Source organism: Vitiosangium sp. GDMCC 1.1324, from assembly GCF_003044305.1.
In the GTDB taxonomy this organism is placed as follows: domain Bacteria; phylum Myxococcota; class Myxococcia; order Myxococcales; family Myxococcaceae; genus Archangium.
On sequence record NZ_PZOX01000013.1, the window covers coordinates 335,552 to 362,320 of the forward strand.

General features: G+C 67.2%; 27 protein-coding genes. 10 read left to right on the plus strand and 17 right to left on the minus strand.

Annotated elements, in window-relative coordinates:
• Window positions 1-22 precede the first annotated feature (22 nt).
• Window positions 23-838 carry a Sir2 family NAD-dependent protein deacetylase gene (locus tag DAT35_RS33615; protein ID WP_108072831.1) on the minus strand — a complete coding sequence of 272 codons (816 nt, stop codon included), beginning with the start codon at window positions 836-838 and terminating at the stop codon, window positions 23-25.
• A 176-nt stretch (window positions 839-1,014) separates the two neighbouring features.
• Here DAT35_RS33615 and DAT35_RS59315 point away from each other — a divergent pair, with 176 nt between their 5' ends.
• The 3 genes from DAT35_RS59315 to DAT35_RS33625 all read left to right on the plus strand — a co-directional run bounded on the left by DAT35_RS59315 (window position 1,015) and on the right by DAT35_RS33625 (window position 2,657).
• Window positions 1,015-1,191, plus strand: a complete 177-nt coding sequence (locus DAT35_RS59315) for a hypothetical protein (RefSeq protein ID WP_158502013.1) — start codon at window positions 1,015-1,017, stop codon at window positions 1,189-1,191.
• A 90-nt stretch (window positions 1,192-1,281) separates the two neighbouring features.
• Window positions 1,282-2,427, plus strand: coding sequence for a hypothetical protein (locus DAT35_RS33620; protein ID WP_108072833.1), 1,146 nt, complete (start codon window positions 1,282-1,284; stop codon window positions 2,425-2,427).
• The gene (locus DAT35_RS33625) at window positions 2,424-2,657 is read left to right on the plus strand and encodes a hypothetical protein (protein ID WP_108072835.1); all 234 of its coding nucleotides are present in this window, start codon (window positions 2,424-2,426) and stop codon (window positions 2,655-2,657) included. Before DAT35_RS33620 ends, DAT35_RS33625 begins: the two co-directional genes overlap by 4 nt.
• Window positions 2,658-2,698: 41 nt before the next feature.
• Here DAT35_RS33625 and DAT35_RS33630 read toward each other — a convergent pair whose 3' ends face one another.
• The 10 genes from DAT35_RS33630 to DAT35_RS33680 form a co-directional block, all read right to left on the minus strand.
• The gene (locus DAT35_RS33630) at window positions 2,699-3,325 is read right to left on the minus strand and encodes a TIGR02265 family protein (protein ID WP_108072837.1); all 627 of its coding nucleotides are present in this window, start codon (window positions 3,323-3,325) and stop codon (window positions 2,699-2,701) included.
• Between the two features lie 294 nt (window positions 3,326-3,619).
• Window positions 3,620-4,843 carry a hypothetical protein gene (locus tag DAT35_RS33635; protein WP_108072842.1) on the minus strand — a complete coding sequence of 408 codons (1,224 nt, stop codon included), beginning with the start codon at window positions 4,841-4,843 and terminating at the stop codon, window positions 3,620-3,622.
• Between the two features lie 66 nt (window positions 4,844-4,909).
• Window positions 4,910-5,389, minus strand: a complete 480-nt coding sequence (locus DAT35_RS33640; protein WP_108072846.1) for an SMI1/KNR4 family protein — start codon at window positions 5,387-5,389, stop codon at window positions 4,910-4,912.
• 17 nt (window positions 5,390-5,406) lie between these two features.
• Window positions 5,407-6,378, minus strand: a complete 972-nt coding sequence (locus DAT35_RS33645; protein ID WP_108072851.1) for a DMT family transporter — start codon at window positions 6,376-6,378, stop codon at window positions 5,407-5,409.
• Between the two features lie 48 nt (window positions 6,379-6,426).
• Window positions 6,427-7,704: a hypothetical protein gene (locus tag DAT35_RS33650; protein WP_158502014.1), complete on the minus strand. Its 1,278-nt coding sequence runs from the start codon at window positions 7,702-7,704 to the stop codon at window positions 6,427-6,429.
• 162 nt (window positions 7,705-7,866) lie between these two features.
• The gene (locus DAT35_RS33660) at window positions 7,867-8,268 is read right to left on the minus strand and encodes a phage holin family protein (RefSeq protein WP_233261877.1); all 402 of its coding nucleotides are present in this window, start codon (window positions 8,266-8,268) and stop codon (window positions 7,867-7,869) included.
• Window positions 8,269-8,309: 41 nt separating this feature from the next.
• Window positions 8,310-8,648 (minus strand): hypothetical protein, encoded by a 339-nt coding sequence (locus tag DAT35_RS33665; protein ID WP_146210003.1) that lies wholly within the window; start codon window positions 8,646-8,648, stop codon window positions 8,310-8,312.
• 102 nt (window positions 8,649-8,750) lie between these two features.
• Window positions 8,751-8,945, minus strand: a complete 195-nt coding sequence (locus DAT35_RS33670; RefSeq protein ID WP_108072863.1) for a hypothetical protein — start codon at window positions 8,943-8,945, stop codon at window positions 8,751-8,753.
• Between the two features lie 29 nt (window positions 8,946-8,974).
• Window positions 8,975-9,712 (minus strand): hypothetical protein, encoded by a 738-nt coding sequence (locus DAT35_RS60115; RefSeq protein ID WP_199243074.1) that lies wholly within the window; start codon window positions 9,710-9,712, stop codon window positions 8,975-8,977.
• A gap of 98 nt (window positions 9,713-9,810) precedes the next feature.
• A complete protein-coding gene (locus DAT35_RS33680) occupies window positions 9,811-10,839 on the minus strand; it encodes a GlxA family transcriptional regulator (RefSeq protein ID WP_108072866.1) in 1,029 nt (342 codons plus the stop codon).
• 105 nt (window positions 10,840-10,944) lie between these two features.
• Between DAT35_RS33680 and DAT35_RS33685 the strand changes: the two genes are divergently transcribed.
• Window positions 10,945-11,766, plus strand: coding sequence for a dienelactone hydrolase family protein (locus DAT35_RS33685; RefSeq protein WP_108072868.1), 822 nt, complete (start codon window positions 10,945-10,947; stop codon window positions 11,764-11,766).
• Window positions 11,767-11,855: 89 nt separating this feature from the next.
• Here DAT35_RS33685 and DAT35_RS33690 read toward each other — a convergent pair whose 3' ends face one another.
• The 5 genes from DAT35_RS33690 to DAT35_RS33710 form a co-directional block, all read right to left on the minus strand.
• The gene (locus DAT35_RS33690) at window positions 11,856-12,314 is read right to left on the minus strand and encodes a hypothetical protein (protein WP_108072870.1); all 459 of its coding nucleotides are present in this window, start codon (window positions 12,312-12,314) and stop codon (window positions 11,856-11,858) included.
• A 188-nt stretch (window positions 12,315-12,502) separates the two neighbouring features.
• Window positions 12,503-12,910 (minus strand): SRPBCC family protein, encoded by a 408-nt coding sequence (locus tag DAT35_RS33695; protein WP_108072872.1) that lies wholly within the window; start codon window positions 12,908-12,910, stop codon window positions 12,503-12,505.
• Window positions 12,910-13,278: a VOC family protein gene (locus DAT35_RS33700; protein WP_108072874.1), complete on the minus strand. Its 369-nt coding sequence runs from the start codon at window positions 13,276-13,278 to the stop codon at window positions 12,910-12,912. The genes DAT35_RS33695 and DAT35_RS33700 overlap by 1 nt, the downstream gene beginning before the upstream one ends.
• Before the next feature lie 22 nt (window positions 13,279-13,300).
• Window positions 13,301-14,149 (minus strand): helix-turn-helix transcriptional regulator, encoded by an 849-nt coding sequence (locus DAT35_RS33705; protein WP_108072876.1) that lies wholly within the window; start codon window positions 14,147-14,149, stop codon window positions 13,301-13,303.
• A gap of 85 nt (window positions 14,150-14,234) precedes the next feature.
• Window positions 14,235-15,173: an SdiA-regulated domain-containing protein gene (locus DAT35_RS33710; protein WP_108072878.1), complete on the minus strand. Its 939-nt coding sequence runs from the start codon at window positions 15,171-15,173 to the stop codon at window positions 14,235-14,237.
• Between the two features lie 378 nt (window positions 15,174-15,551).
• Between DAT35_RS33710 and DAT35_RS33715 the strand changes: the two genes are divergently transcribed.
• From DAT35_RS33715 to DAT35_RS33725, 3 genes are all read left to right on the plus strand, one after another.
• Window positions 15,552-16,325, plus strand: a complete 774-nt coding sequence (locus DAT35_RS33715; protein WP_108072880.1) for a hypothetical protein — start codon at window positions 15,552-15,554, stop codon at window positions 16,323-16,325.
• A 673-nt stretch (window positions 16,326-16,998) separates the two neighbouring features.
• Window positions 16,999-17,178, plus strand: coding sequence for a hypothetical protein (locus DAT35_RS61165; RefSeq protein WP_233261878.1), 180 nt, complete (start codon window positions 16,999-17,001; stop codon window positions 17,176-17,178).
• Window positions 17,179-17,181: 3 nt separating this feature from the next.
• Entirely contained in the window at window positions 17,182-17,655 is a 474-nt protein-coding gene (locus DAT35_RS33725) for an SMI1/KNR4 family protein (RefSeq protein ID WP_108072881.1), read from the plus strand.
• A gap of 200 nt (window positions 17,656-17,855) precedes the next feature.
• Here the strand turns inward: DAT35_RS33725 and DAT35_RS33735 are convergent, their stop codons facing one another.
• A complete protein-coding gene (locus DAT35_RS33735) occupies window positions 17,856-18,314 on the minus strand; it encodes a hypothetical protein (RefSeq protein ID WP_108072883.1) in 459 nt (152 codons plus the stop codon).
• A 351-nt stretch (window positions 18,315-18,665) separates the two neighbouring features.
• Here DAT35_RS33735 and DAT35_RS33740 point away from each other — a divergent pair, with 351 nt between their 5' ends.
• The 3 genes from DAT35_RS33740 (at window position 18,666) to DAT35_RS33750 (ending at window position 26,692) form a co-directional block, all read left to right on the plus strand.
• On the plus strand, window positions 18,666-19,058 hold the full coding sequence (locus tag DAT35_RS33740) for a cytochrome c oxidase assembly factor Coa1 family protein (protein ID WP_108072885.1): 393 nt from the start codon (window positions 18,666-18,668) through the stop codon (window positions 19,056-19,058).
• Between the two features lie 545 nt (window positions 19,059-19,603).
• The gene (locus tag DAT35_RS33745) at window positions 19,604-22,126 is read left to right on the plus strand and encodes a glycosyl hydrolase (protein WP_369946237.1); all 2,523 of its coding nucleotides are present in this window, start codon (window positions 19,604-19,606) and stop codon (window positions 22,124-22,126) included.
• A 192-nt stretch (window positions 22,127-22,318) separates the two neighbouring features.
• Window positions 22,319-26,692: a discoidin domain-containing protein gene (locus DAT35_RS33750; RefSeq protein ID WP_369946238.1), complete on the plus strand. Its 4,374-nt coding sequence runs from the start codon at window positions 22,319-22,321 to the stop codon at window positions 26,690-26,692.
• Window positions 26,693-26,769: the final 77 nt, after the last annotated feature.

The following is a 26,769-nucleotide window of genomic DNA, read 5'->3' on the forward strand; positions in this document are numbered from 1 at the left end:
CCCGTGCGTCTCGGGCACCGGCTCACGTCTGGAGCGAGCCCACCACGCGAGGAAGCAGCACCTCCGCGCGCTCCGCCACGACGTCGATACGCGGCGCGGGCCGAGTCCCCGCGGGGTCGATGCTGAAAACCTTTGCGCCGCGCTTCAGGGCAAGGGCAGTCACCCTCTCGGTCACCCCCACGGAGAAGGAGGTCCCAATGAAGACGACCAGGCTGCTTCGCCGTGCCCCCTCGAGAACCCGCTCGATCTGATACCCCTCGTGCTCGGAGTAGTACTCGTCGAACCACAGGACGTGCGGGCGAAGCTTGCTGCGGCAGAGGGGACAGCGCGGCACCGTCTCGGGGCTCGGGTCGGCGTGGAGTGGCCCGAAGTCCACCTCCGCCATGGGCAGCGTGCCCCGCGGAGGCCCGTTGGCACAGCCGCGCCGGGTGCACCTCGCCCGATCCAGACTCCCGTGCACCTTCACCAGGGCGCGGCTTCCCGCCTGCTCGTGGAGCGTATCGACGTTCTGGGTGACGAGCAGGAACCCTCGGCCCTGGCGCTCCTGCCACCGCTCCCAGTCCGCAAGGGCGAGGTGCGCCTCGTTTGGCCTCGCGTCGTGCGCCAACTCGAATCGCTTGAGGTACCACAACCAGGACTCGTGAGGCTCCCTCTGGAAGAAGGCTCGCGTGCCCTTCTCCACCACGTCGTTCGCCCACACCGCTCCGGGATCCGTCCCCCGGAACGTGGGAAGGCCGCTGGCCAGACTGACCCCAGCGCCCGTGACGACGAGGGTGGCCTCACCAACGGGCCCGCGCACCGCGGCAACGAACTCCTCGAACCCCGTGGACTCCGACATGATTGAGCTCCGCGTGATGGGTAACACCCGTCCCCGCGTGCGCCACGCGGAAGGACTGCGAACGTTACCAATTCACACTTCTTCACGCCCAGCCAGCACTGGGCTCAACACACGCCCCCTAGCGTTCACCTCCGTTCCAAACGCGAAGCCCGCGATGGACTCGACAAAGACTGCTCATGAACCAGAACACGACCACCCTGAGACTCCTCGGCCTGCTGCTTCTGGACCCACACACCAGCCAGGCCAACCCGGCCCCCCAGACACGTCCCCTACCCCGGAGCCCCTCCATGACCCAGACCTCCACCACCCCACTGTCCCCCCAGGATGAGAAGGCCATCCAGACCCTGAGCTGAACCCCTGGGAGCAAACCGCTCGCCCGCGGTTCGCGACCACTCACCCTCCCCGCCCGTCACCGTGGCATGCGTCACTCGATACTCGAGGGAATGCGACGCAAACTCCTCCTGCTGCTCCTCGCCACGGCGGTGTGGCTCCCCCTGGTTCATCTCGGGTTCCGGCCAGGGGAACCCCGCGAGCTCGCGCCCGCCCTCGCCTCGCGGCTGCGCGTGCTCGCCATGCGAGACGAGAGCCCCGAGCGCACCCTGCTCCGCCGCAACAACCCCGAATGGGACCTGATGGCGCGCACCTTCTCCGTGCTCTCCTTCGCCAACCTCGCGCTGAAGGAGCCCGACCGGAAGGCGGACCACCTCGCCGTCATCGACGCCCTGCTCACCCGCACGCTCCGCGACGAGCGCACCTCCGATGACGTGTTCCTCCTGCCCTACGTGCACCGCGCGCCCTTCCGCGACGTGCGCGGGCGCAGCCTCTTCGTCGACGGGGAGCTCGCCCTCATGCTCGCGGCGCGCCAGCTCGTGGAGCCAAGGGCGGACCTCGCGCCGCTCCTGCGCGAGCGCATCGACACCCTCACCGGCCAGCTCGAGCGCGCGCCCGTGCTCGCCGCCGAGAGCTACCCCGACGAGGGGTGGACCTTCTGCAACGCCATCGCGCTCGCGGCGCTCCGCCTCTCCGACACCGTGGATGGGAGGGACCACTCGGAGCTGCGGCGGCGCTGGGTGGAGTCGGCGCGCGAGCACCTGGTGGACGCGAGCACCGGGCTCCTCGTCTCGAGCTTCACCTTCGACGGAGTCACACGCGACGGACCAGAGGGCTCGACGCTGTGGCTCGCCGCGCACATGCTCCAGGTGGTCGACCCGGACTTCGCTCGAGACCAGTACCAGCGCGCCCGCCGCGAGCTCATCGGTGAGGTGTTCGGCTTCGCGTGGGCGGCCGAGTGGCCCGAGACCTCGCCCCAGCTCAATGACATCGACTCGGGACCGACGATTCCGTGGGTGGGCGCGAACGCGGGCTCGAGCGGGCTCGCCCTGGTGGGCGCGGCGGCCTTCGATGATGAGCCCTTGCTCGAGGGGCTCGTCACGAGCCTGCGCTTCGCCGCGTTCCCCGTGACGGACGGCACCGGCCTGCGCTTCGCCGCGGGCAATCCGCTCGCGGACGCCGTGCTGCTGTACTCCCTGGTGGAAGGTCCGCTCTGGCAACGCGCGATGGAGCCCCGCGCGATGGAGGCACGCCGATGATCCGCACCGCGCTGGGGATGACGGGAGTCTTCCTGCTGTTGCACCTGCTCGGAGGCCGCGACTGTGTCGGCCTGCTGTCCGGCACGATGGAGGGCGGAAACACCCGCCTCGCCTTCGGAATCCTCTACACGCTGAGCTGGTTCAGCGCCGTGCTGCTCGTCCCGGTCCTGCTGCTGGCGGGGCTGGCAGACCTCGCGCTCCTACGGCTCAGGAGAACCCGCTCCTGCTGATGCTGGGAGCCACCCGGCGCTTCGGGAAGGAGCCGCGCGACTCACGCCTCCCAGGACACGTCGTACTCGCTGGACAGGGCTCCCGTCAGCCGCCCGGCGATGCGCAGCGAGCGCGCGCCCGCCTTCTTCAGATTGGCCTCCAGCGAGCCCTCCACGTACGCGCGCGGCAGGAAGTCGCGCGTGAAGAGGACGCGGCAGTGCGTGTACCCCAGCCACACCACCGACAGCCCACCGCCCGTGGGCATCATCACCTTGTAGGCCATGGGCAGGTTCTCCATCACCCGCCGCGGCGTGCCCGTGAAGAGCACATGCATCACGTTGCCCGCCAGTCCTCCCAGGAACGCCGCCGTCCCCAGGTGCCCGAGCACCCGCATCGTCTCCTCGAAGCCGCCGATCGCCCCGCTCAACACCCACGCCGAGCGCCTCAGCACCCGCAGGAAGTCCCCCGTGGGATAGGCGAAGAAGTCCACGAAGCTGCGCACGTCCCCGCCCTCCTCCAGGCAGGCCTCCACCGCCGCATCCCCCTTCAACACGTGCACGGCCTCCCGCACGCTGCGAAAGAACATGCCCCGCATCGTGTCGTCCGGCGTGGCCAGTGACAGCCGCTGCTCCAACTCCTGCTCCGCCTCCGAACGCACAGTGCTCCACTCTCCGCTGATGCCACTCATCACGTGCGCCCTCCCCTGTTGGGCCTGGGTCGGCCCCCCGTGCTCGTGAAGACGGGTTCCTGGCGCAATACACTATTCCAGAAATCCTGTCACAACCGGGCCTTCAGGTAAAACAGTCCCAGAGTGTGGGACGGGCTCCAGCGTGCGGCCAGGTGCCTGCTCGGTTGGCTCCGATACAACCAGCTAGGCTCGCCCGCCATGTATCGCATGCTCCGGAGCACCCTGTGTCGGGTGCGAGACAGGGGGTTCGGGACGCATGGGGCAAGTTGCCCCACGAGAGCGGCTCGCGGTGTCCTACCCTGCGTTCAACTCCTGACGCCGCGCGTCGGTCAACGCGGCGAGCTCCTCGCGCAGACGGGCCGCCGTCCACTCGAGCTCCTCGCGCGGCAGTCCCTCTCCGAGTGCGACCAGCGGCCCCTCCCACCGCTCGATGATGAGCATGGGGCACGAGGGGCGTCCGGCGCCGTTGCCCACGCGCAGCGTCTCTCCGGCGTGCTCGCGCACGTCGATGTCCCGGATGCTGCCCGCGGCCAGCCGCGTCGTCTTGTGCTCTCCACGCCGGGTGCGCACCAGCTCCAGCCCGCGCCGCGACACGGTGATGCGCCAGGTGGTGCCCACGCCCTGCAGCGTCCTGCGCCAGAAGAAGCCGCCGAGCCCCAGGAGGATCAGCAGGAGCGGCGTCATCATGGCGATCAGCCCCCCCGACAGGCCGAGCGGATACAGGTAGGCGCCGAAGCCCACCGGCAGGAGCAGCAGCACGGCGCAGACGAAGGCCTGGAGACGGTACGCCCCCACCCACCCGGGAGCGGGCAGCTCCACCACCCGCTGCTCGCGCTCCACGTGCACCAGGACGCGGCAGCCCGGTGGAGGCGGAGACACCGGCGCCGCGGGCAGGGAGCGGGGGCCCGGGATGCCTGCGGGGGCCGGGGGCGCCTCGAAGCCGCGCAGCAGCCGGGCCTCCAGCTCGGCGCGGGCCCGCGTGCGATCAGGGGACTCCAGCTCCTCGACGGGACGGATGCGGCCGTCGTCCACCTGCAAGCCCCGACGGAGGTGGAGGGCCACGGCCTCGGCCAGCTCGAGCGCCTCGTCGTAGCTGTCGCTGCCCGCGAGGAGCTCGGACGCCGTCACTCCGGCGAGCTCGACCTGGCAGGTCCGGGCACTCACGCTGCTGGAGGACTCGGTATTGGCGGAGACGAGCCGCACGCGATCGGTGTCGGAGACGGCCTTCTCCCGGGAGAAGAAGGGCCACCCGAGCCCCCAGCGCCACGAGGCCCGGCCCGTCACCCGGTGGAGGGAGACCTCCCAGACGCCCAGCGTGGCATAGAGGCCATAGCCGAACGCGGCGAGCGCATAGAACACGATCTGGAGATCCAGCCCCATCTTCGTCAGCAGGAAGACGAGCCCCGCGGACACGGCCAGGGAGACGAGGCCCTTGAAGACGTCCGCCGGCCCGCGCTCCCTGCGGATGACGAGCTTCGCATCATCGAACCACCACCGGTTGGAGCCGCAGTGTTTCATCGGGAAACAAACTAGCAGCCCCCGGCCGTCACCTTTCAAGGGATGCCGTCCCCCGCTCGCGGCTGTTCAACGCGACAGCCAGAACTGGCGCCCCTTGCTTCGCAGGGCCTCCTCCAAGAACTCCGAAAAGGAATGAGCGATCTGCCCGCAGTAGGCAGGGTCCGGCCAGGCCTCGTGGTCGCCGTCAAAGATCGGATAGCGACCGTTCTCCTGATGGGCCACGTCCACCAGCACGTAGTTGCCATCCTGCACGTCGCAGAGGGCGTACACGGATGCGGGGCCGTGCGCATCATCGTCGCTTCGCATCCCGAAGATGGCCACCCGCGCACGGACGATCCTCGACAAAGGGAGGATCCAATAGGGACAGTCCGTTGGCGTCTTGAACAACCGTGCGCCATTGCAGTGCAGGTAGAAGGCCCGCAGGTCCGGATCCAGCTTCCAGCCTACCCGCTGCTCGAACTCCTCGATCTCCTTGGGAGTGGCGGGGGGATATGGCAAGTGCTCGCGGGAAACCGCTTCGATCAGACGGCTCATGGGCGAAGGCATCGTCACATCAGTTGGACTCAGGCCGCCTTGCGAGGAGAGGGCGCCATAGGCTCTGAGAGAGGAGCCTCAGAGGTGGCGTCGGACGGCTTCTTGGGCTCCGCGGGCGAGAGGTTGGCCAGGGCCGCGCTGGAGAGGATGAGCGCGCCACCCAGCAGCAGCGAGGAGTCCACGCGCTCGCCGAGCATCACCACGCCCAGCAGCACGGCCACCAGCGTGTCCAGCAGCGGCATGGCGCCGATCACGGTGAGCGGCATGCGCGCGAGCAGCCAGAAGAGAAGCCGGTAGGTGAGCGCCGTGGCCCCCACCGCCAGGAAGACGGTGGCGAGCACGGCGCGTGGCGTCCAGTGGCCGGGCAGATGGGACTCGAAGATGACGGAGGCGCCGAGCAGCAGCACGGAGCTGCTCAGCGTCTGTACGCACACCGAGAGGCTCGTGGGCACGTGCGCCAACGAGCGCCGCACGAGCACGTTGGCCAGGGAGATGGAGATGGTGGCCACCAACGAGAGCAGACACCCGGCCACCACCAAACCGGAGAAGCTGAGCCCCGCCAGGTGCTCGTGCTGGAGCGCCAGGATGCCGGCGAGCCCCAGTCCCGCGGAGACGAGCTTGAGCGGGGTGAGCGGCTGGTCCGGCAGCAACAGCCTCCCCACCAGCAACAGCCACACCGCGTAGGTGGAGAAGAGCAGCGCCGACCAGCTCGACGGAATCCACTGCTGCGCGGTGAAGAGCAGCCCGTACGGGAGGGCAATCTGGAGCACCCCCACGCCCATGAGCACCCAGGCCGTGCGCGCGTCGGGGCGCGAGCGGCGCAAACCACTGAAAGGCAGCAGCACCAGGCCCGCGAGCATCATCCGCACGGCGGCGAAACGCAGGGGCGGCAGATCCTCGAGCCCCACCTTCACCACGGCCCAGGAGGAGCCCCACAGCACGAAACAGGCGATATAGGCGAACAACAGACGGGCGCGAGAGGCCCCGGAGGAGGACGACATGGGGCGGCGCACTAACACGCGCGCCGCACCACCGCCATGGACAGTAAGTCAGGGCGCCCCGCTGACACTCACGCGCTCTTGTTCCACCCGCAAGTCGTCCTTCAGGGGCATCACCAGCTTCTCCACCAGGCCCCGGGCGTCCACGGTGAGCGAGGCCTTGATGGAGCCCACCTCGGCCGACACCTCGCGCTCACCGGCCTCCTTGCGCAGCACCTGCGCCAGCGGCGCGGTCGGGCTGGCCGAGGGGCTGTAGATTTGAATCGTCAGCTCCTTTTTCTTGCCCGGCAGGAGCTGCTCGCGCACCACGCGGGCGATGCCCGGCTCGCTGGCCAGGTCCTCGGGGGCGGTGAAGTTGCCGCTCAGCTCCTTGCCGCTGTGCTTGCCCTCGTAGTGGTACTCGCGGCCCTTCACCTGCTCCAGCGACATCTGGATGTCGAGCTCCCCGTTGGTAGCCCGGGCGTAGTCGCGCGCCACCAGCTTGCCGTCCTTGTCCGCCAGCTCCGTGGAGACGATGTCCTGCACCATCAACTCCTGGGCCGAGCGCGGGAAGAAGAAGCTCGTCTCCACCTCCGTGAGCCGCGAGCCCCCGGCCGCGTCGCGCACGACGCGCTTCTCGAAGCCCACTGGGTGGCCCTTCACCCGCATGACGCTGAACTCGGAGTAGCGCGCGGCCTGGGGCTTGTCGGCGGCGCTCTTGAGCGAGCTGGCCAGCCCGCTCGTCATCCGCTTGAAGCTCTCCAGGTAGCCCAGCTCGTCGTGCGTGCACACCAGCGGCACCTGCTCATGGGTGTACACCATCATCTTCACCTGGCCCGCCGCCTTGCCCTGGGGCGTGTCCACCAGGTACTGCGCCTCGGCGTACACGGCTGGGCTGTCGCCGATGAGCCGCATGTCCGTGGGGCGCACCAGCTGGAGCTCCGTGCGCTGCCCCGCCATCTGCACCAACCGGTAGATGGCGCCGCCGGCGTCCAGCGGCTCCTGGTACACGAAGCACGTCAGGGGACTGCGAGTGCCAATCGGCACGCTGAGCACGAGCACGCCCTGCTGCTCCTGGAAGGTGGGCGCGGCCGCGGCCTCCACCTCGGCGGTGAACGAACCATCCGGCGCGGACACCTGCTGTTTGGTGAGCGGCGCCAGCTCGCGAGCGACGAGCGCCTTCAGGTCCACCCGGGGCGTGGACGCGCTGGCCGGAGCCTGGGCCGGAGAGGACTCGGGGCTGGCCGGGGCCTGGGCGGCGGCTTCGGCCGGGGCCTCGGGCTTGGAGGAGGAGGCCGTGGTGGCACAGCCGGTCAGCAGGCCCAGCAGGAGGGTCGTGCGCAGCCGCATCGTGATGTCTCCAGGGTGAGTCCGCGGGAGCCTTCATGGCGCCAGCGCGCGGAACCCTAGCGGCCTGGCGAGGGGCGGTGCCAGTTGTCCGAGGGAGGATGGACTCGCCGAGCAGGCGGCCGGCCGCTCCGCCCGGGGCTCGTGGGACGGGCCTCGAGGGCCTCAGTGCGGCGCGCGCTCGAGGTGATGGCGGAGCTCGTCCAGGTCCATCGACACGCGCTCCAGCGTGTGCCGCATGGGCTTCTTCGGCAGCTTCGCCCAGCCGATGGCCCCCAAAGCAGCCGCGAGCACCAGGGCCACTCCCGCCCCCACGAGCGCCCCCGCCCACAGCGGGAGTGCCAGCGCGGCGGCTCCCGCGACGAAGAGCATCGACAGCGCCACCAGCGCCAGCGCCGCCCCGGCCCCGAGGAACACGCCCGAGAAGCGCGCCGAGCGCACCTCCTGCGCGAGCTCCACCTTCGCGTGAAGCAGCTCCGCCTTCGCCAGCAACCGCGCCTCGCTCAGCGCCCGGCGGAAGAGCTCGTTCGTCGACAGGTCCTTCTCGGGCATCCTCCAGCTCTCCACGGCCAACCTCCTCTCGACCGCCGCGCGCACGCGGCCTCGGCTCACGTCGCCCGCCGCCTCGACTCGTAGGCGAGGTTCAACAGGGCCAGCGTCACCACGCCAATGGCCACCCCGAAGGTCAGCCAGAGGAACCAGCCCACCACGCCGCCCTGTACCAGGGCGACGATCCACAGGGCGAGCAGCCCCAGTCCCATCAGCAGGTAGAGAATCGGCATGGCTCCTCCCTGGGTGCGCCCGAGCACCCCGAACAGCAGCCGCGGCGCCGCGCTCGCGTTCACCGAGCCCTCCTCGGCCCCGAGCGGATTCTCGTCGTACGCATCCCCCTGGAGCAGCAGCCGGTCTGTCGGGTCAAACGTGGGACCCTGGACGGTTCCCGGCAAGGCAGGGCAACCGCGCCAGCCCGCCTGTCCGCGCAGGCACGGGAGGCGCGGGCCCGAGGGCCCGGAGGGCAGGTTGCTCAGCACGAGCGCTGGCGACGGGTCCTACTTCCTGCCGAAGGCACCGTGCCAGGCATGGAAGAGGCCCATGAGCAGCAGCCCGAAGGAACCGGCGACGAAGGAAGCCTCGGGTGCCTGCTGCACGTGCGCCCAACGCACCAGCAGCACCGTGACATCGCCCGGGAGCGCGAGCGGGATGGCCGCGCTCCCGGGGACCACGTGACGGGGTAGGCCCGTCACGAAGTCATCTGGCTGAAGCCATTCCAGGACTAGTTCTTGGGAGCGTAGACATCCAGAACGGACGAAGTGCCATTGCGGCACTGAATGAGGAATTTTCCGTACGTATATCCACCCCCGGAGAGCGTCCCCCCAATCACAATGACTTGACCGGCAGCAAGCGCCGGAACGTTGACGCTTCCCCAAGGCCATACAGATGGCCCGAAAATAGGACCAGCATCCTTGCTAGACCCGGTCGCAGTTTGCGCGGGGCAATCCGCGCCCCCACCCGGCGGGCCAGCGACGCCAGGGTCGCCCTTGTCGCCCTTATCACCCTTGTCGCCCTTCACACCGGGGTCGCCCTTATCTCCCTTGTCGCCCTTGTCTCCCTTCACGCCGGGGTCGCCCTTGTCTCCCTTATCTCCCTTGTCTCCCTTGGGGCCTTGCTGTCCTACCGTCACGCCCAAGGCGGACTTGTCCTCCGGAGCGGACCCACGGGAAACACTGACGAGATAGGTTCCCGGATAGTTGAGCAGGCCAAACGGGATGGCGAGGGTCAGCGTCGTATCCGAATTGGCCACGACCGAGACAGACAGACCCGCGAAGACAACGGAAGGTGCCGTCGAACCGAAACCCTCGCCGTAGACGTAGAGCCGCCCGGTGGAGGCTTCCGGATACGCCGAGGTGATCAGCAGGGGAGTCGCAGCGGCGCTCACGCCCGGCGCGACGGCCAGGAACGCGCCCGCGAAAAGTGCCCACATACGGCCCTGAAATCCACTACGCAATGCCATGATTCCCTCAAGAAGTAGGACTCCACGTAAAGCACGTGGAACTGGCAGTGTAGGGGCTGAATGCGCGCAGGGCGAGAACAAGATCGGCGCTTGCGTGCTCAGCCATCGCGGACGCCGCGCTGCGATTCGCCTTCCCTGAGAATCGAGCGCATGCGTCGCGCGCGCGGCGTCTCCCCGGTCTCGCGGCGGAAGATGCGCCGGAACGCGGCCGGGTCGGCGTAACCGACACGAGCCGCGACGTCGTCGACCGGGTGCTGCGTTGTCTCGAGCAGGTGAACAGCCTGGGCGACTCGCAATCGCTGGGCGAACTGTTGGGGAGTAATACCCAGCCCCTTCGCGACCCTTCGAGCGAGCGTGCGGGGCGATGTGGCCGTGGCGCGAGCCATCTCGTGGATGGAGATCTGCCGTCCGATGTGGGAAGTGACGAAGGACTCGAGCTGACGAATGACCGGGTCCGAGCTGCCGAGGTGGCTGAGCACCATGTAACGCGCCTGTGACGCGCGTTCGTCGAGGACGAGATACCTGGCGACCGTGTGCGCGACCGAGGGGCTCGAGGTGTAGGCCAGGATCGCAAGCATGAGGTCCGCATGAGCGAACGCGGAGCCCGCGGTGAAGACGCCGCCCGATTCAACCACCATGCGGTCCGAGCGCAGGGTCACGCGCGGAAAGCGCTGGGCGAACGTCGGACCCAACCACCAGGTGGTCGTCGCCCGCCGGCCATCGAGAACACGAGCGGCCGCGAGCACGAAGGTTGCCGAGCAGGACGCGGCGACGAGCGCGCCCTTCGCAGCAGCGCGAGCCACCAGCTCCACGCCGCGCACGATGTCCGGGCGCTCGAGCGCGGCGGTGATCTCAGGCGCCGTCGCCATCCCGAGCCCCGGCAGCACCAGGACGTCACCCGCTCCGAGTCCTCGCAGACCGAGAGCGCCGTCGACCGCGAGCGTACGTCCCGCCGCCGTGCGGACAGACGCCCCATCCACGGACACCACACGCTGGCGCGGCGGCAGGCGGCCCTTGGGTAGAGCGACGAGCCCCGCCCGTACGATCCGCGCAGCAGCGCCCACGATGTCGAGGGCAACGCCCATCGGACCATCAGCGACTCCGTCGAAGACGAGGTGCGTGATCATGTGGCAATCCTAGACCGAAGATTGTCGTTCCTGCCACTTGAGGGTCATGACGAGCTGCCCCATCTTTCAACCACGCTCCAACACACCGGTATCGAAGGAGGCACGATGACACCCGAGAACCCACCCATGGCGGACGATCCGCTCGACGACTTCGAGCGCCGCTCCGTCACCCTGAACGGCGCCACCAAGGGGGTCTACGTCGCCGGCACCGGTCCTGCGGTCATCGTCATGGCCGAGATGCCAGGCATCAGCCCACACGTGGCTCGCTTCAGCCGCTGGGTTCGAGACGCTGGCTTCACCGTGTACATGCCATCGCTCTTCGGGCGCGACGGCGCCTTCCCGCGAGCAGAGGAAGGTACGGCGGTGCTCCAGCGAGCGTGCGTCAGCGCCGAGTTCCGCGCGTTCGCGGCGAACGAGTCGAGCCCCGTGACGCAGTGGCTGCGCGCGCTGGCGAACCTCGCACACGAGCAGTGCGGTGGCCGGGGCGTGGGAGCCATCGGGATGTGCTTCACCGGCAACTTCGCGCTCACCATGATGCTCGAATCCTCGATGCTCGCGCCGGTGCTCTGTCAGCCCTCGCTGCCGCTGAACAATCCAGGGGGAATCCAGATCGCTCCCGAGGAGCTCGTGCTCGTGAAGGAACGCCTCGAGCGCGACGACCTGACGGTGCTCGGCTATCGGTTCGCGGGGGATCGGTTCTGCACGGCGCAGCGGTTCGCGGCCTATCGCGAGGCGCTCGGAGACCGCTTCGTCGCGAAGGTCCTCCCCGACGAGGCGGCGAACCCCGAGCCCCCGCCATTCTTCAAGCACGTCGTCGGTGGCCCGCACAGCGTGGTGACGGCCCACCTCATCGACGCGGCGGGCCAACCGACCCTCGCGGCACGGGACGAAATCCTGTCATTCTTCGTGCGCCGGTTGGCCCCCTGAAGGGGGCCAAGGTGTCATAGCGCATGCAGTTGGGTTGAGCCCATCTGATGGGTTCTGTGCGAGCAGCGCTATGACACCTGACACCCAGCCTAGTCCCGTCGTATCTCGAAGCCGGAGGTGACGTAGCCCGCGTCGGTCTCGATGAAAGCCGAGCTCTCCCCGTTCTTCGTGACGAAGATGTCGAAGTGCGCAGTGTTTCCGAGGGTGTCGGTGAGCGTCGCGGTGCCGCTACAGTCTGGCTTGAGGGTGTAGGTGCCAGTGTAGACGATGCGCGTGATCACACCATTGGTACTGACGGTCGCCGAACCGGTAAAGGTCCCGTCCCCTGGGAAGAGCTCATGACCGGCCTGTGCGAAGGGGACCCGCTCGGACCCGCTCACGATGTACCCATCGTTCTCATAGACGTACTTGCCCTTCAGCGTGCTCGGCTTGCATTGGGAATTCATCGAAGGCTCCACCGCGAGAGCCTCGCCAAATGCCTCGTGCGCAAGTCCCAGGAGACCCGCTGTGAGGACACTTCCCATGACGTACCATTGGATTCGCTTCATGCTCCCCCCTCCTTCGTTTCGGGCCATCACCGCCCGATGCACTGCAGGACGGAGAGTGGGCACGGCCCGGGTTTTCTCAACTCGGACCTGGGTAGGTCTCGGCCGTGCAGTGATGGATGACCGAGTGCGGCGGCGAGCGGGAGAAAGCCGCAATTCATGCGGCTCCGCGCACCCGGGCACTCGCCGCTTCAACTAATCCCGGCAGTCGCAGACAGTGCCTTTTTCATGGCTTCCGCGCCCACCTCGATGAGCGGTGCGGCGACCCGCGCGAACTCGTCTGGAAGGAAGTCGGAAATCCACACCAACCGGCTGGTTCGCTGCCCCTCGGCGACGATCTGCATGGAGGCATTGTGATGAGCAGGCGGCCCCTCGACGACCGCGTATGCGACACGCATGGCGGCGTCATCGATGGTGACGATCCGTTCCTTCACGACCATTCCATTCGCGAACGTCACGATCCGGGCGTCCCCTTCCATGCGGCAGTCCACGAGCACGCCCGGTGTCAGCCGCTCGTGCGCCCGTCCCACGTCACGCAAGGCCCTCCAGACCTCCTCGGCGGGCGCCTGGATGACGATTTCCTTTCGAATCGTTCCCATCAGACAGCCGCCTTCATGCAAACCGCTTCCACGTTGTTTCCCTCGGGGTCGAGGAGGAACGCCGCGTAGTAGGTGGGACCGTAGTCCGCGCGCAGACCTGCTCCGCCGTTATCCCGCCCGCCGGCCCTCAAACCGGCGGCATGGAACCCGCGGACCGATTCCGGGTCGGCTGCGCGAAACGCGACGTGCGCGCCAGGCCCTGTCTTGTCCGTTCTGTAAAGCCAGAGCGCAGGCGCTCCCGGCGGGCCAAAGCCCGCGCCGTCAGCATCCTGGTAGCTCAAGACACAGCCAAGCGGCGCGAGCGCGGCCTCATAGAACCTGACGCTCGCGGCGACATCCTTCACCTTCAAACCGATGTGGTCGTACATGTTCCCTCCTGAAGAGACGAGGTCACCGTACGAGCCCTGCCGCCAACCGATCTTGGAATATCTTGCGGTCACCTCGGGCCAGCCGACGAAAGCTCCGAGGCGACACGCCCGCGGCGCGGTGGAACGACCGCGTGAAGTTGGAGAGGTCTCCGAACCCCACGTCATAGGCCACCGCGCTGATCGCCTCGTCACCCTGGGCCAGCAACCGCGCGGCCTCTCGCAGTCGCAGGTGCACCAGGTACTGGTGGGGCGTCACGCCCAGCACGGCCGAGAACAGCCGGAGGAAGTGGAAGGGGCTCAGACCGGCCTGTCCCGCCACCGCGCCAAGATCGATGTCCTCACGGCTGTTGGCGTCGAGCCACAGCGCCGCATGGACGGCCCTTCGGCGGTCGCGAGTGTCGACCTCCAGCGCCCGCCCGCGCTCCCCTGTCACGGCACGGACGAAGGTCGCCGCGTAGATGATGCCGGCCTCGTCCACTCCGACGTCGGTCCGGCCCGTCGCCGCCGCCTGGGCCAGCTCTCCCGCCACGGCGAGTTCGCGAATGGGCGGAACGCCGCGCGTGCTCCAGAGGTCTGACGGACCACCCAACGCCTCGAGGAGCTCCGGCGTCAGCCGGAAGCAGAGGCATTCATCGCCGCAAGTGTGGTCGTGCGTGCAGACGTAGTCGTCGCCCGAGCGGCCTACGACCGTGGAGCCCGCCACCATTTCGCGGACCCGCCGGCCAACCCGGTACCCGAAGCTGCCCGTGCGCACGTAGGAGATGCTCGTGGCCTCGTGCAGCTCGGTGAAAGGCTTCGCCGAGGGACCGGCCTCGCACTTGTAGGCCACGACCGAGATCTGGCCCGTCTTCAGGATTGTCTGTACGGCCATCCGAGGGACGACGCTACCCGATGACCCGGGGCCGAACCTGGAGATTATTGCTGTACTGGCCGTTGACGCCCCCACCTGCCACCTGTCACGGGAGCGAGAAGACGTGGATCATCTCGTCCTTGTTGTTGCAGCCCTCGGGCGCACCGTCCTTCATCGCATCCGAAACCATGGCGAGCTGGGTGGCGGAGAGGAAGGTCACGCCCTCGATGTTGCAGTAGTCCGACGACGGGAACGCATAGACGGTGCCCGAGTCCAGGAAGGACCAACTGGTCGCGCTCAGCGTGCCAATCCAGAGACGCTTCGACTCCTGCGACGTCACCGCGACCGTGAAGGTTCCGTCCGGCTGGGAGAGCAGCGCGATGTCCGAGAAGTCCGCGAAGTTGACGCTCGAGGGCAGGTACAGCGTCTTCTCGGTCACCCACGACGTGCCACTCTGCGCGAGCACCTTGATGGCACCCGGGAGCGTTCCGCCAGTGGTGCCCGTGCACGCCTGTCCTTCGCACAGGCCCAGGAGATAGTCGTTGTCGTACCGGCGCAGCCAGGCGACCCCCTCGAACCCCTTGTTGGTATTGGAGAAGCTCACATCGGTGGGCTCGTCCGTGGCACTGTCCCCGCTGGCGGCGGAGTCGTACCGGATGACGCGTCCCTGCGAGGAGCCCTCGGCGACGACGTAGAAATGCTGGGTGTTGTTGCCGTCGTAGGTGATGCCCTCGTACTGGGACTCCTGGGTGGACGAGCCTCCGCTCGCGTAGCTCCCGCTCGTGAGGGCCGGAGAAATCCGGCCGATCTTCGTCATGTTGTCGAAGACGACGTAGAGAGAGCCATTCTGGAAATGGACACCGCTGGCCGCGTATTCCGTGATGCCGGAGAGGGGGATGAGGCGCGAGATCTTCACCTCCCGGTCGAGATGAAGCGTCGCGAGCCCCTGGGAGACCTGCTCGGGTTCAGCGGGGGTCTCATCGACGGGGGCATTGCAAGCCAGGAAGACGGCGGAGCACGTGGCGAGAAGGATGCGGCGGGACATGGGTTCTCCTTGAACGCGCCATGGGAAGGAAAGGCGCGCTGCGAGTGAGAGCCCCTGGCAAGAGACATGCCGGAAACACCAGGGCGAGGCCTGCACTCGGAAGGGGCAGGAGGACACGTCGCCGTGACGTGCTCGCTGCGCCCTCGCGAGAAACCGTTCGGTTAGCCCGACAAACCCATCGGTTTGCCAGGGCTGGACGAACTCTCTGACAACGACTCGGTCCTCATCACCGTGCCCTGAGACAAGTCCCTCGACGCAACCACATGACCTCGGACGTTCTCTGCTTGGAGGAGACTCCCGCCGTGGTATGAATCGGGCGCACGAGGCTTCCACCGACGCCACTCGGGCGTGGTAGGCAAGAGCGAACAAGGACAGCGCATGACGACCACGAAGAAGAAGGGCAGGAGGTTGGGCTCGCTCCAACTCGGAAGACGATGCAAGCACGCGGCGGCGGAGCTGGGCCCCATCCACGAGGCGCGCAACGTCCAGACGGGCGCCCCGGCCCTGGTGATGATGCCCGGCTCCCGGCCCAACTGGGGACCCAAGAAGAACTGGCAGGTGCGCGTCTCCTTCCAGGTCACGCCCCCCTTCATCGTCCTGGAGATCGAACAGGCGCCGGCCTCGGGCAGGTTGTCGGATCTGGCCAACCTGCTGGTCTTGCTGCTCGCGGGGCTCGACGCCGTGGGGAGCAATGCCAGGATGCGCGCCCACCTCACCCGCACGCCGATGGAGCGGTGGGCGAGACACCCTCCCCTGAAGGTCCTGGCGGCCGCGGGACTCGTCGTGCTCGCGCTGGCTGGGGGCTTCTGGTTGGGCACGGGAACCCGCCCCATGGAATCCCCCACACCGCCACGTCCGGCGCCTGTTCTCGGTGAGCTCGCGGACGCCGGTGTTTCCTCCTCATTCCTGATCGACGGTGCGGAGCAGGGCCCGGCGGGTATCGCCTACCCCCTTCCCGACAAGCCCTTCTCGAACCAGGCCAAGCCGCCCTGCCTCACCCGGCGGGACGAGGTCGCCATCAACGGCGGCTGCTGGGTAGCACTTGAGCGTCGTCCGCCGTGTCACGAGGAGCAGGCCGAGTACAAGGGCAAGTGCTACCTGCCGGTGTCCTCGAACCGGGGTCCACGCTTGCCTCAATCCGTCTCCCCGTGAGCTGAGGACGAATCCTCAGGACGAATCCTCTGACACCTTCTGCGGCGCCTTCTGCGGGACGAGAGTAGGAAGCGTCTCGTCCCCCTTGGCAACGTGACCTTCCCCTAACGCCCAGCGCACCGGCGCTTGTCAGGCCCATTGGGTATTCCCTCGGACTGGCGACCCATCAGGGGTGGCCGTCACCACGGGGAATTCCCATGAAGCTGGCCGGAGCGGTGGTGCTGTTGGTGCTCCTCACCGGATGCGCGACAACCCAGGGGACAGGAGGATCTGGCCCTTCGCGTCCACCACCGGGGGTCCAACCCGCGACGAAGAAGGAACTGCCGTGGTTGGACGTGCCGGGCGGGCGGATGAAGACGACGCTCTACTACGGCCCCTGGCAATGCCGCCGGGAGTTCATGAACGACTGCCAGATACAGTGTGCCGCTGAGGGATATCCGCTCAAGGGCCGCATGTGGCTGGCCGACTTCAAATTTGATTGGGAGGGAAGCCTCGTCCTCTTGCCCGTTCCCGTTCGGGCTGGGAGCCGCTTCGGCCTCTTCACTGCTGCTGCAACTACCCCGAGCTGTCAGCAGAGGAGAACGCAGCTCGCCGCAAGGAGTGGGAGAAGTTTCGAGAGTCCTACCGCGAGGGGTGGAGTGAAAAGTTCGGAAAGTGGCCCGAGGAGGGTGAAGTGTCTTGGCCGGGGCATCACATCCGGGACCTCAAACATGGAGGCAACCCGGTGGACCTCAGCAACATCTTTCCCGCGAAGCCGAGCGTCCACGACATCTACAACAGAGCGTACCCCGCTTGTTATGGCGGCCAGCCGCCCTGGAATACAGTGGGTCCCAACCTGCCCTATACGGACTGACGGATGACCACCCCCATGAGCCGCCTGCTCGAAGAGGTCTCCCGCGACCACTTCCCCCATCCCCCGGCCACACCTGAGGAGATCGAGGAGTTCGAGCGGTGGGTGGGCTGGAAGCTGGACCCCGACCTCCGGGCCTTCTACCTGCACTGCAATGGGGCCGAGTTGATCAAGCGGCTGCCCAACACCCCCTACCGCATCCTCCCGCTGTCGAAGATCGTCCGGGCTCGGGTGGCCATCTACGGCGAGGATGACGACCAGTGGGGCCCGGCCTCGGTGTACGCCATCTGCGACGTGCAGGACGGCAATTACGTGCTGGCAGACGTGGCCCGCCAGGAGAATGGCCGTTACCCCCTCGTTGACGGCTACCATGAGGCATGGCCCGACCCGAAGTACTGTAGGCCAGTCGCCAGTTCCTTCTCGGAATTTCTGGAGCAGGTGCTCCGGACTCGGCGCAACCTCTACTGGCTGGGGGAATGAGACCGTGGCCACGCCCATGAGCGACCTGCTCGAAGAGGTCTCCCGCGAGCCCTTCCCGCATCCCCCCGCCACGCCCGAAGAAATTGACGACGGGACGACAGTGTCGGACGGCCGGACGGCGGTGTCATAGCGCTTCCCAGTTGGGTTGAGCCCGTCCGGTGGGCTCTGTGCGAGCAACGCTATGGCACCTGACACCCAGCCTAGTCCCGTCTTGTCTCGAAGCCGGAGGTGACGACGCCAGCGTCGGTCTGGATGTAGGTCAGGTCCTCCCCGTTCTTCGTGACGAAGATGTCCCAGTGCGTAGTGCCTCCGAGGTTGTCGGTGAGCGTCAGGGTGCCGCTACAGTCGGGCTCGAGGGTGTAGGTGCCAGTGTAGACGATGCGCGTGAGCTCACCATTGGTACTGATGGTCGCCGAACCGGTAAGGGTCCCGTTCCCTTGGAAGAAATCATGACCGGCCTGTGAGAAGGGGACCCGCTCGGACCCGCTCACGATGTACCCATCGTTCGCATAGACGTACTTGCCCTTCAGCATGCGCGGCTTGCACTGGGAATTCGTCGAAGGCTCCACCGCGAGAGCCTCGCCAGATGCCTCGTGCGCAAGTCCCAGGAGACCAGCCGTGAGGACACTTCCCATGACGTACCATTGGATTCGCTTCATGCTCCCCCTCCTTCGTTTCGGGCCATCACGACCCGAAGCTCTGCAGGACGGAGAGTGGGCACAGCCCGGGTTCTCTCACATCGGACCTGGGTAGGTCTCGGCCGTGCAGTGATGGATTGCCGAGTACGGCGGCGAGCGGAGGAAGGCCTGGATGGACGCGGCCTCCAGCTGCCGCCATGCAGAGCTGGACGAATTCTCCGACGAAGGTGTCAGAGGATTCGGCGAGCTGAGGGCGAATCCTCTGACACCTTCTGCGCCCGACAAGCCCATCGGTTTGCGGCGGCTGTACAAATCCTCGCACCTTCTGCTGTACTCTCCCGGGATAGCTGACCCCTACGGAAGGAACCACCAATGGCTGCTCACGCTGAAGGAGATGGCTCCCGCTGGGTGAAGTGGGGGCTCACGGCGCTGGTTGGACTGCCACTGCTGTGCGGCGGATGCGGGCTCATGGGCTTCCTCTACGTGCGGAGCGAGAGCCCCTATGAAGATGCCATCGCGCGCACGACGGGCCACCGCAAGGTGATCCGGGCGCTCGGAGATCCGGTGAACGCCGACTTCCTGTTCAAGGGGCAGATGCGGTCAAAGGGGAATGACGGCATCGCCACGATGGAGATCGGACTGTCCGGCAGCAAACAGGACGGAACGCTCTACGTGAAGGGCGTGCAGACCAGCGGCGTGTGGGGTTTCAGCACGCTGAAGGTGGTGGCCAGCGACGGCACGGTCATCAACGTCGTGGGCGACTGAGAAGACAGTCCGCGCGGCAAAGGTGTCAGAGAATTCGAGCCCATTGCCAGGACAACACACAGTAGAAATTACATCTGATGGTAGATGTGACTGGGTGGCAACAGCCCACGCGGGAAGCGAACCGTCCATGGCCCAGATGGGCCCTCGTGCAAGAGGGAGAGCGGACGCGCGGTGGCGGTGAAGGACCCAAGCCAGGATGTCGTCGAGCACTCATGAGGCTGCCCGCGACCCTTCACCCGTAGTGAAATGTCTCACCACCCCGGCCGAGGCCCACGCCAACGCAACGTGTCATGGTCAGACATCGCGAGCCCGTGCGTGCCTTCACCTCGCACGGCTCGGATGCCGCATTGCGTCGGTTGATTTCACATTTCCCGGTACTGATTGCTGGTATAAAACATTTTTCTCCCGATTTACGGAGTGGTTCTCTTTTACAAGTTTTCACCAAAGGGTCTTGGATTATGAAAAATGGCAGGAGTGCCGCCTGGAAGCGGCTTTTGTTGGGAGGCAGCGTCTGGGCCTTGGCCCTGGGCGGGTCAGGCTGTGTGGTGGACGAAGCAGCCGAGCCCTCTGAATCCGCGGCGCTCCAGGGCGAGGCATCGCTCGAGTCCACGGGCTCCCGGACGCTCTCCATCGCGGGCCAGCCCTTCACCCTGTCGTGGGAGGATGACTTCGGTGGCAACCTCAACGGTGGCCAGCCCAAATCCTTCCTCAACACCACCTACTGGACGAAGGAGAACCTGGGCGTCAACTATGAGCAGCAGGCCTATACCAACCGGGAGTGTCCAGACCATCCCAACGACTGGAACTACTGTGTGGAGAACGGCAAGCTGACGCTGCTGGCGCGCAAGGAGCCGCTGGACTGCGTGGTCTGGCAGCAATGCACCTCCAGCAGCCAGTGCGGGACCAATGGCACCTGCGCGGCCACCGGCTACTGCGTGTACGACCAGAACAAGAACGGCGTCTTCGACCACGAGGAGTGCGCGCCCTTCAATGGTCTGGCCAATGCGCCGGCCAACGGCCAGCAGTACACCTCGGGCCGCATCAAGAGCGACGAGAAGATCGAGTTCCGCTACGGCTACATCGAGTTCCGCGCGCGCATGCCCTTCGCGGACCTGCCCGCCGGCGCCACACCTCCCAATGGCATGTGGCCCGCCATCTGGCTGCTCGGCGCCAACGGGGCCATCTCCAATGGCACCCGCGATGACAGCTCTGGCTGGCCCATGCAGGGTGAGATCGACATCATGGAGTACTCGCAGATCAAGGAGAACAAGACGCTCTTCCCCTCCAACGAGGCCATGGGTTTCAACGCGCTGTGGCGCGAGTACCCCGAGGCGGGCGAGATGGCGGCTGCTTCCGGTGGCTGGCAGGCGAACGCGTGCAGTGATTGGCCCAACCACGGTGACGCCAAGTGCGACGGGGACGAGGGTGGCGCGCGGGTGCAGTGGCCAGGCAGGACGATTGACTATCACCAGTGGCACACTTTTGGTTTTCTCTGGGATGAAAGCGCTTTCAAAATCTACATCGACAACATGCCGCAGAATGGCGGCACGCCCGTGGGGACGTTCTCCCTCGGGGACGGCGCGACCGAGTTCCGCCAGCCGATGTACCTCATCATGAACAACGCCGTGGGAGGCGAGCTGGGGTGTCTGGGCTGGTCCGGCCGCGCCTGCACCACCAGCGCGCAGTGCGCCAATGGCGCGGCGTGCTCGGGCGGCAAGTGCCAGGAGACCCCGAGCTCGTGCATCAACGTCGACTGGGCCAACCAGGGCGCCATGGCCAAGCTCGAGGTGGACTACGTGCGCTGGTACCACCGCAACTCGGGCTACGCGCAGGCCAGCCGCGCGGCCTGCCAGGACAGCGATGGCAACGGCACGGCCGACAACATCATCCGCAACTGTGGCTTCAACGAGGACTACACCTACCACCGCAGCGACCTCTTCTTCGAGGGCGGTCAGGGCCTCACCGACATCAACAACGAGGGCGGGACGCGCGGCTACGTGCAGTGGGTGCGCATCGACAATGGCGGCTCGCAGCCCTACAGCGTGCAGATCCGTCAGGAGGGCTTCCAGCTCAACGCGGGCACCTCGTACAAGTGGAAGGTGGACCTGAAGTCGAGCGTGGCTCGCACCCTCCCCATCAAGATTGCCCAGGCGCATTCCCCGTGGAACTCCATCGCGAGCTTCAACTGCAACGTGGGCACCGGCTGGACCACGTGCACCGGCCCGAACTTCACCCCCACCGCCACGGACACCTACAAGTTCGAGATCGACGCGGGTGGCAGCGCGTACAACAACACCCAGGTGTGGGTGGATGACATGTACCTGGGCACGACCACCAATGCCTGCCAGCCCGAGTGCACGGGCAAGCTGTGTGGCAGCGACGGATGCGGTGGCACCTGCGGCTCGTGCCTCTCGGGGACGACCTGCTCGAGCTGGGGCCAGTGCACCGCGTCCACGAGCACCTGCACGCCGGCGTGCTCCGGCAAGGTGTGTGGCAGCGATGGGTGCGGCGGCACCTGCGGCACCTGCGCCTCGGGTCAGAGCTGCAACACCTCCGGTCAGTGCGTCCCCAACACCTGCACGCCGGCGTGCTCCGGCAAGGTGTGTGGCAGCGATGGGTGCGGTGGCACCTGCGGCACCTGCGCCTCGGGTCAGAGCTGCAACAGCTCCGGCCAGTGCGTCAGCTCCACCCCCACGCCCGTGCGCCTGGAGGCCGAGAACGCCACGCTGACGGGCTGCTTCGCCGAGGCGGCGGGTGACAGCGGAGGCAAGGTCGTGGCCTTCGAGGGCGGCGACACCATCTGCTGGAGCAATGTGAGCCTGACGGGCTTCACCTCCGCCACGGCGCACGTGGGCGCTCCCTACTCCGGTGGCCAGGCGCAACTGAAGTTCAACGGCACCGTCCTCGGCACGCTCACCCTGAGCACCGCCACGGGAGGCTGGAGCAGCCCCAACCTGACGAACATCTCCACCGCGATCGCCTCGAGCGGTACCGGCACGCTCTGCCTGTCGGGCGTCACGCACCCGAACGGGTGGATCTACTCGGTGGACTACCTGGACCTGAAGTAGTCGGTCAGGCGCGAGCGAGCCCCCTCCCATGTAAGTCATGGGAGGGGGCCTGCTCGTCGTGAATGCCGTTGCAGTACAGCAGTCGGTCGTCAATCAACTCCTAGCCTCTCTATTTCCATGAATCCAATTCCTCATCTCGTCCAGAGCGCGCGAAGCGCCTGGAGTCGGTGGGCGTGTGCCTACACGAGCGCGATGCTCGTGGTCCTGGTGGCGTTCTCGCCACTGGCCGCACAGGCTCAAGTCAATCTCGCCAAGGGCAGGCCCGTCACGGTGTCCTCGTCCGATGGCGTGTTCACGGGTCCCTCGGCCGTCGACGGAGACGCCGGCACCCGGTGGAGCAGTGGCTTCACCGACAACGAGTGGATTTCCGTCGATCTCGGGGCCACCACCACCATCAGCCGGGTGCTGCTCAACTGGGAGACCGCCTACGGCAAGAACTACAAGATCCAGGTCTCCAATGATGGGACGAACTGGACGGACGTGGCCACCGTCACCAATGGAGATGGCGGAATCGATGACCTGACCGTGTCCGGCAGCGGCCGTTACGTCCGCATGCTCGGAGTGCTGCGCGCCATCGGCTACGGCTACTCGCTGTGGGAGCTCGAAATCTACGGCAGCGGCGGCTCCACCTCGACAGACCTGGCCAAGGGCCGGCCCGCCACGTCCTCGAGCATCGAGAACAACGATGTCAACCTCGGGCCTGGCTATGCGTTCGACGGCAACGCCGGCACGCGCTGGTCCTCCGCCGCGGCCGACCCCCAGTGGATCCGCGTGGACCTGGGCTCGTCGCAACAGATTGGCCAGGTGGTGCTCGACTGGGAGGGCGCCTACGCCAAGACGTACACCATCGACGGCTCCAACGATGACGTGAACTGGACCACCCTGGCCTCCGTCACCAACGGCACGCTGGGCCGCAAGGAGATTTCCGTCTCGGGCACCGTGCGCTATGTGCGCATGCGCGGCACCGAGCGCGGCACGGGCTATGGCTACTCGCTCTGGTCCTTCGAGGTCTACAAGTCTGGCGGTGGCACCACGCCTCCGCCGCAGACGACCAACCAGACCATCAAGCTGTCGTTCCCGGACCTTCCCTACGCGAAGATCAACGTCTCGCCCACGCCGCTCAACGTCACCCCCGTTCCGGAAGAGGGCTTCGCGACCCCGTCCGTGCGCAACCAGGGCGTCTACACCTACCAACTCACCTTCCCGCCCAACACCACGGTGACGATGTCCAAGAACCAGTACTCGCCCGCCACGCCCAACACGGACATCCGCCTGGTGGTCACCTCGAGCTCGGGTACCCAGAGCGCGCAGTCCGTCACGGCGCTCGCCGTGCAGGACGCGGTGTGGCAGGTGGAGATCTACTCCACGGGAGGCGGAGGCGGTCCCACCGGGCCCATCATCCCCGACCCGTACGTGGCTCCGGCCCCGCCCGCCATCAACGGCGCCTTCGCGGTGAACTCCCCGGCGGACGGAGCGGTCATCACCAACACCCGCCGCCCCACCCTCACGTGGGCCGCCGTCACCGGCGCCAGCAGCTACAAGGTCTACGTCAACATCACGCGCAACGACTATGACTGGATGGCCAACGGCAGCCTGCTCGACCGCTTCACCGAGATGGGCACCGTCACCGGCACCTCCTTCACCCTCAACCAGGACCTGTCCGATCGCTGGACATACAAGTGGTACGTCGTGGCCCAGCTGTCGGGCGGGGGCACAAGCCGCTCCAACCTGCGCACCTTCAGCGTCTACCTGCCCAAGGTCGAGACCGCCGCCGACGGCGTCAATCTCATCAACGGCATGCGCGACCTGAACAAGAACGGCACCATCGAGCCGTACGAGGACTGGCACAACACGCCCGCCGTGCGAGTCAACGACCTGATCGGCCGGATGACGCTGCACGAGAAGGCCCTGCAGCTGTTCTTCAACGCCCAGGCGTACACCGGCGCGGGCTTCCAGATGGGTCCCCTGTCCACGTCTGACATCGTCACCTTCCAGACGGCCGCCTCGCAGACGCGTCTGGGTATTCCCATCATCGACGCGGGTGACTCCATCCACGGCTTCAAGACGAGCTGGCCCACGCAACCGGGCCTGGCCGCCTCGCGCAACCCGCAGAACGCCTGGGAGATGGGTGACATGCAGCGGCGCGAGCAGATCGCCGTGGGCAGCCGCGGCACCCTGTCGCCGCTCGCCGAGGTGGGCACCAAGGTGCTCTACCCTCGCATCCAGGAAGGCAACGGCGAGGACGCCGACCTGGCCGCCGGCCTCACGCGCGCCCTCATCGCCGGCCTGCAGGGCGGTCCTGAAATCAACCCGGACTCCGTCTGGGTCACCACCAAGCACTGGCCGGGCCAGGGCGCCGGTGGCGAGGGCGGTATCGTCTACGACGGCACCACCATCCACTACCACATGCGTCCGTGGCACGCCGCCATCGAGGCCGGCACCGCCGGCATCATGCCGGGCTACGCGGGCAGCTCGCTGCTCGGTCCCGAGGGCGGTGGCGCCGGTGACAACCCGGGCATCATCAAGTACCTGCGCCAGAACCTGGGCTACACCGGCGTCATCTGCACGGACTGGCTGCCCGATAGCGCCTGGATTGGCGCGGCCAACGCCGGCTCGGACGTGATGGGCGGTGCCAACCCCGGAGCCATGGGCAACTTCGAGACGGCCGTCCCCCTCAGCCGCCTGGATGAGGCTGTCCGCCGCGTGCTGGATTTGAAGTTCCGCATGGGCCTGTTCGAGGACCCGTTCCGCATGGGCCCCTCGGGCACCTCCGAATGGCACACCACGAACAACAAGTTCCTGGCCCGCCGCGCCTCCCAGGAGTCGATGACGCTGCTCAAGAACGATGGCGCCCTGCCGCTGCGTCTGGCCGCGGGCGCGAAGCTCGTCATCGCCGGCCCTCGCGCCGACGATCCCGCGGGCATGGTCACCTGGCGCTCGGACTTCCACGGCACCGAGTTCGGTGACCCGACCATCTACGCGGCCGTCAAGGCTCGCGCGGAGGCCGCCGGCATCACCGTCTACAAGGACGCCGCTCCCGCGGGTGTGACTCCCGATGCCGCCATCGTGGTGGTGGGCGAGAGCTACTACACCCACGGCACCGAGTGGGACAAGGAGAAGCCCTACCTGCCGGGTGACCCCATCGGCCCCGCGCACGACGCGAAGTGGGGTGACCAGTACAGCGTCATCACGGGCTTCAAGTCGAAGGGCATCCCCACCACCACGGTGCTCATCCTGCCGCGGCCCTACATCCTGACCAACGTGGTGGCGCAGACCAACGCGCTGCTCGTGGCCTACCGTCCGGGTGACATGGGTGGCTACGCGGTGGCGGACGTGCTGTTCGGCGACGTGCTGCCCCGCGGCCAGCTGCCCTGGCAGCTGCCTCGCTCCATGAGCCAGATTGGCACCGACGTGCCGACCGACCAGTTGGAGAAGTGGGACATTCCGTTCGACCTCGGCGCCACCGATGCCGAGCGCGCCACCATCCGTCAGAAGATCGCCAACGGCGAGCACATCCTGCCCGTCTACGGCAACCCGCTCTTCCAGTACGGCGCGGGCATCCAGGGCTTCGGTCTGAGCGACTCCACGCCGCCCACGGCCTTCACCCTCCAGACGCCCGCCAACGGCGCCACCCTCACCGGCACGCGGCCTCCGTTCGCGTGGACGGCGAGCAGCGATCCGCAGACCGGCATCCAGCGCTACGAGCTCTACATCGACGGCATCCTCATCCCGTCGGCCACGGGCAAGAACACCTCCGCGGCCGTCGAGGGCCTGTCGCTCGCCAATGGCACCCACTCCTGGTTCGTGAAGGCCTACAACTGGGCCAACGGGGTCACCACCTCGGCCACGTTCAGCTTCACGCTCAACGACACCACGCCGCCCGCGGCCTTCTCCGCGCTCATCCCGGCGGCGGGCGCCACCGGCGTCGGGGACCCCACCTGGTTCTACTGGGAGCAGACCACCGACGTGGGCGCCGGCGTCTCCAAGTACGTCCTCATCGTGGACAACGCGGATCGCACCCCCGCCATCACCAGCACCACGTACAAGGGCTCGAACACCAACCTGTCGCTCGGCCGCAACGCGACCGCCACCTCGGTCGAGTTCGGCACCCCCAATGACGCGATCGATGGCAACCCCGCCACGCGCTGGTCCAGCCTCGGCACCGGCACCAGCCCGGACACCGCCACTTTCACCGTGGACCTGGGCGCCGTCTATTCCATCAAGCGCGTGGTGCTCAGCTGGGAGGCCGCGTATGGCATCAAGTACGTCATCGAGACCTCGCTGGATGGCACCAACTGGAAGGCGCTCTACACGGAGAACGCCGGTAACGGAGGCATCGACGACCTCATCGGCTTGAGCGGCGTGGGCCAGTACGTGCGGATGCGCGGTGTCCAGCGCGCCACCGTGTATGGGTACTCGCTGTGGGAGTTCGAGGTGTACGGCGTGGGCACGGAGAAGACCTCCGTCTCCGGGCTCGCCACGGGGGCTCACACCTGGCGCGTCCGCGCGGTGGATGGCGCGAACAACACCACGCTGTCCAGCGGACCCATCTCCTTCACGAAGTAGTCCTCGTCGAAGGCGCGGTGCGTTGAAGTGACGGGGGCGGCCCACGGACGGGCCGCCCCTTTTCCTTTCTTCCGCCG

Bases quoted from the DNA above. Each gene is read 5' to 3' on its own strand.
- DAT35_RS33615 (WP_108072831.1), bottom strand. From the start codon at position 838: ATGTCGGAGTCCACGGGGTTCGAGGAGTTCGTTGCCGCGGTGCGCGGG.
- DAT35_RS59315 (WP_158502013.1), top strand. From the start codon at position 1,015: ATGAACCAGAACACGACCACCCTGAGACTCCTCGGCCTGCTGCTTCTG.
- DAT35_RS33620 (WP_108072833.1), top strand. From the start codon at position 1,282: ATGCGACGCAAACTCCTCCTGCTGCTCCTCGCCACGGCGGTGTGGCTC.
- DAT35_RS33625 (WP_108072835.1), top strand. From the start codon at position 2,424: ATGATCCGCACCGCGCTGGGGATGACGGGAGTCTTCCTGCTGTTGCAC.
- DAT35_RS33630 (WP_108072837.1), bottom strand. From the start codon at position 3,325: ATGAGTGGCATCAGCGGAGAGTGGAGCACTGTGCGTTCGGAGGCGGAG.
- DAT35_RS33635 (WP_108072842.1), bottom strand. From the start codon at position 4,843: ATGAAACACTGCGGCTCCAACCGGTGGTGGTTCGATGATGCGAAGCTC.
- DAT35_RS33640 (WP_108072846.1), bottom strand. From the start codon at position 5,389: ATGCCTTCGCCCATGAGCCGTCTGATCGAAGCGGTTTCCCGCGAGCAC.
- DAT35_RS33645 (WP_108072851.1), bottom strand. From the start codon at position 6,378: ATGTCGTCCTCCTCCGGGGCCTCTCGCGCCCGTCTGTTGTTCGCCTAT.
- DAT35_RS33650 (WP_158502014.1), bottom strand. From the start codon at position 7,704: ATGCGGCTGCGCACGACCCTCCTGCTGGGCCTGCTGACCGGCTGTGCC.
- DAT35_RS60115 (WP_199243074.1), bottom strand. From the start codon at position 9,712: ATGGCATTGCGTAGTGGATTTCAGGGCCGTATGTGGGCACTTTTCGCG.
- DAT35_RS33680 (WP_108072866.1), bottom strand. From the start codon at position 10,839: ATGATCACGCACCTCGTCTTCGACGGAGTCGCTGATGGTCCGATGGGC.
- DAT35_RS33685 (WP_108072868.1), top strand. From the start codon at position 10,945: ATGACACCCGAGAACCCACCCATGGCGGACGATCCGCTCGACGACTTC.
- DAT35_RS33690 (WP_108072870.1), bottom strand. From the start codon at position 12,314: ATGAAGCGAATCCAATGGTACGTCATGGGAAGTGTCCTCACAGCGGGT.
- DAT35_RS33695 (WP_108072872.1), bottom strand. From the start codon at position 12,910: ATGGGAACGATTCGAAAGGAAATCGTCATCCAGGCGCCCGCCGAGGAG.
- DAT35_RS33700 (WP_108072874.1), bottom strand. From the start codon at position 13,278: ATGTACGACCACATCGGTTTGAAGGTGAAGGATGTCGCCGCGAGCGTC.
- DAT35_RS33705 (WP_108072876.1), bottom strand. From the start codon at position 14,149: ATGGCCGTACAGACAATCCTGAAGACGGGCCAGATCTCGGTCGTGGCC.
- DAT35_RS33710 (WP_108072878.1), bottom strand. From the start codon at position 15,173: ATGTCCCGCCGCATCCTTCTCGCCACGTGCTCCGCCGTCTTCCTGGCT.
- DAT35_RS33715 (WP_108072880.1), top strand. From the start codon at position 15,552: ATGACGACCACGAAGAAGAAGGGCAGGAGGTTGGGCTCGCTCCAACTC.
- DAT35_RS33725 (WP_108072881.1), top strand. From the start codon at position 17,182: ATGACCACCCCCATGAGCCGCCTGCTCGAAGAGGTCTCCCGCGACCAC.
- DAT35_RS33735 (WP_108072883.1), bottom strand. From the start codon at position 18,314: ATGAAGCGAATCCAATGGTACGTCATGGGAAGTGTCCTCACGGCTGGT.
- DAT35_RS33740 (WP_108072885.1), top strand. From the start codon at position 18,666: ATGGCTGCTCACGCTGAAGGAGATGGCTCCCGCTGGGTGAAGTGGGGG.
- DAT35_RS33750 (WP_369946238.1), top strand. From the start codon at position 22,319: ATGCTCGTGGTCCTGGTGGCGTTCTCGCCACTGGCCGCACAGGCTCAA.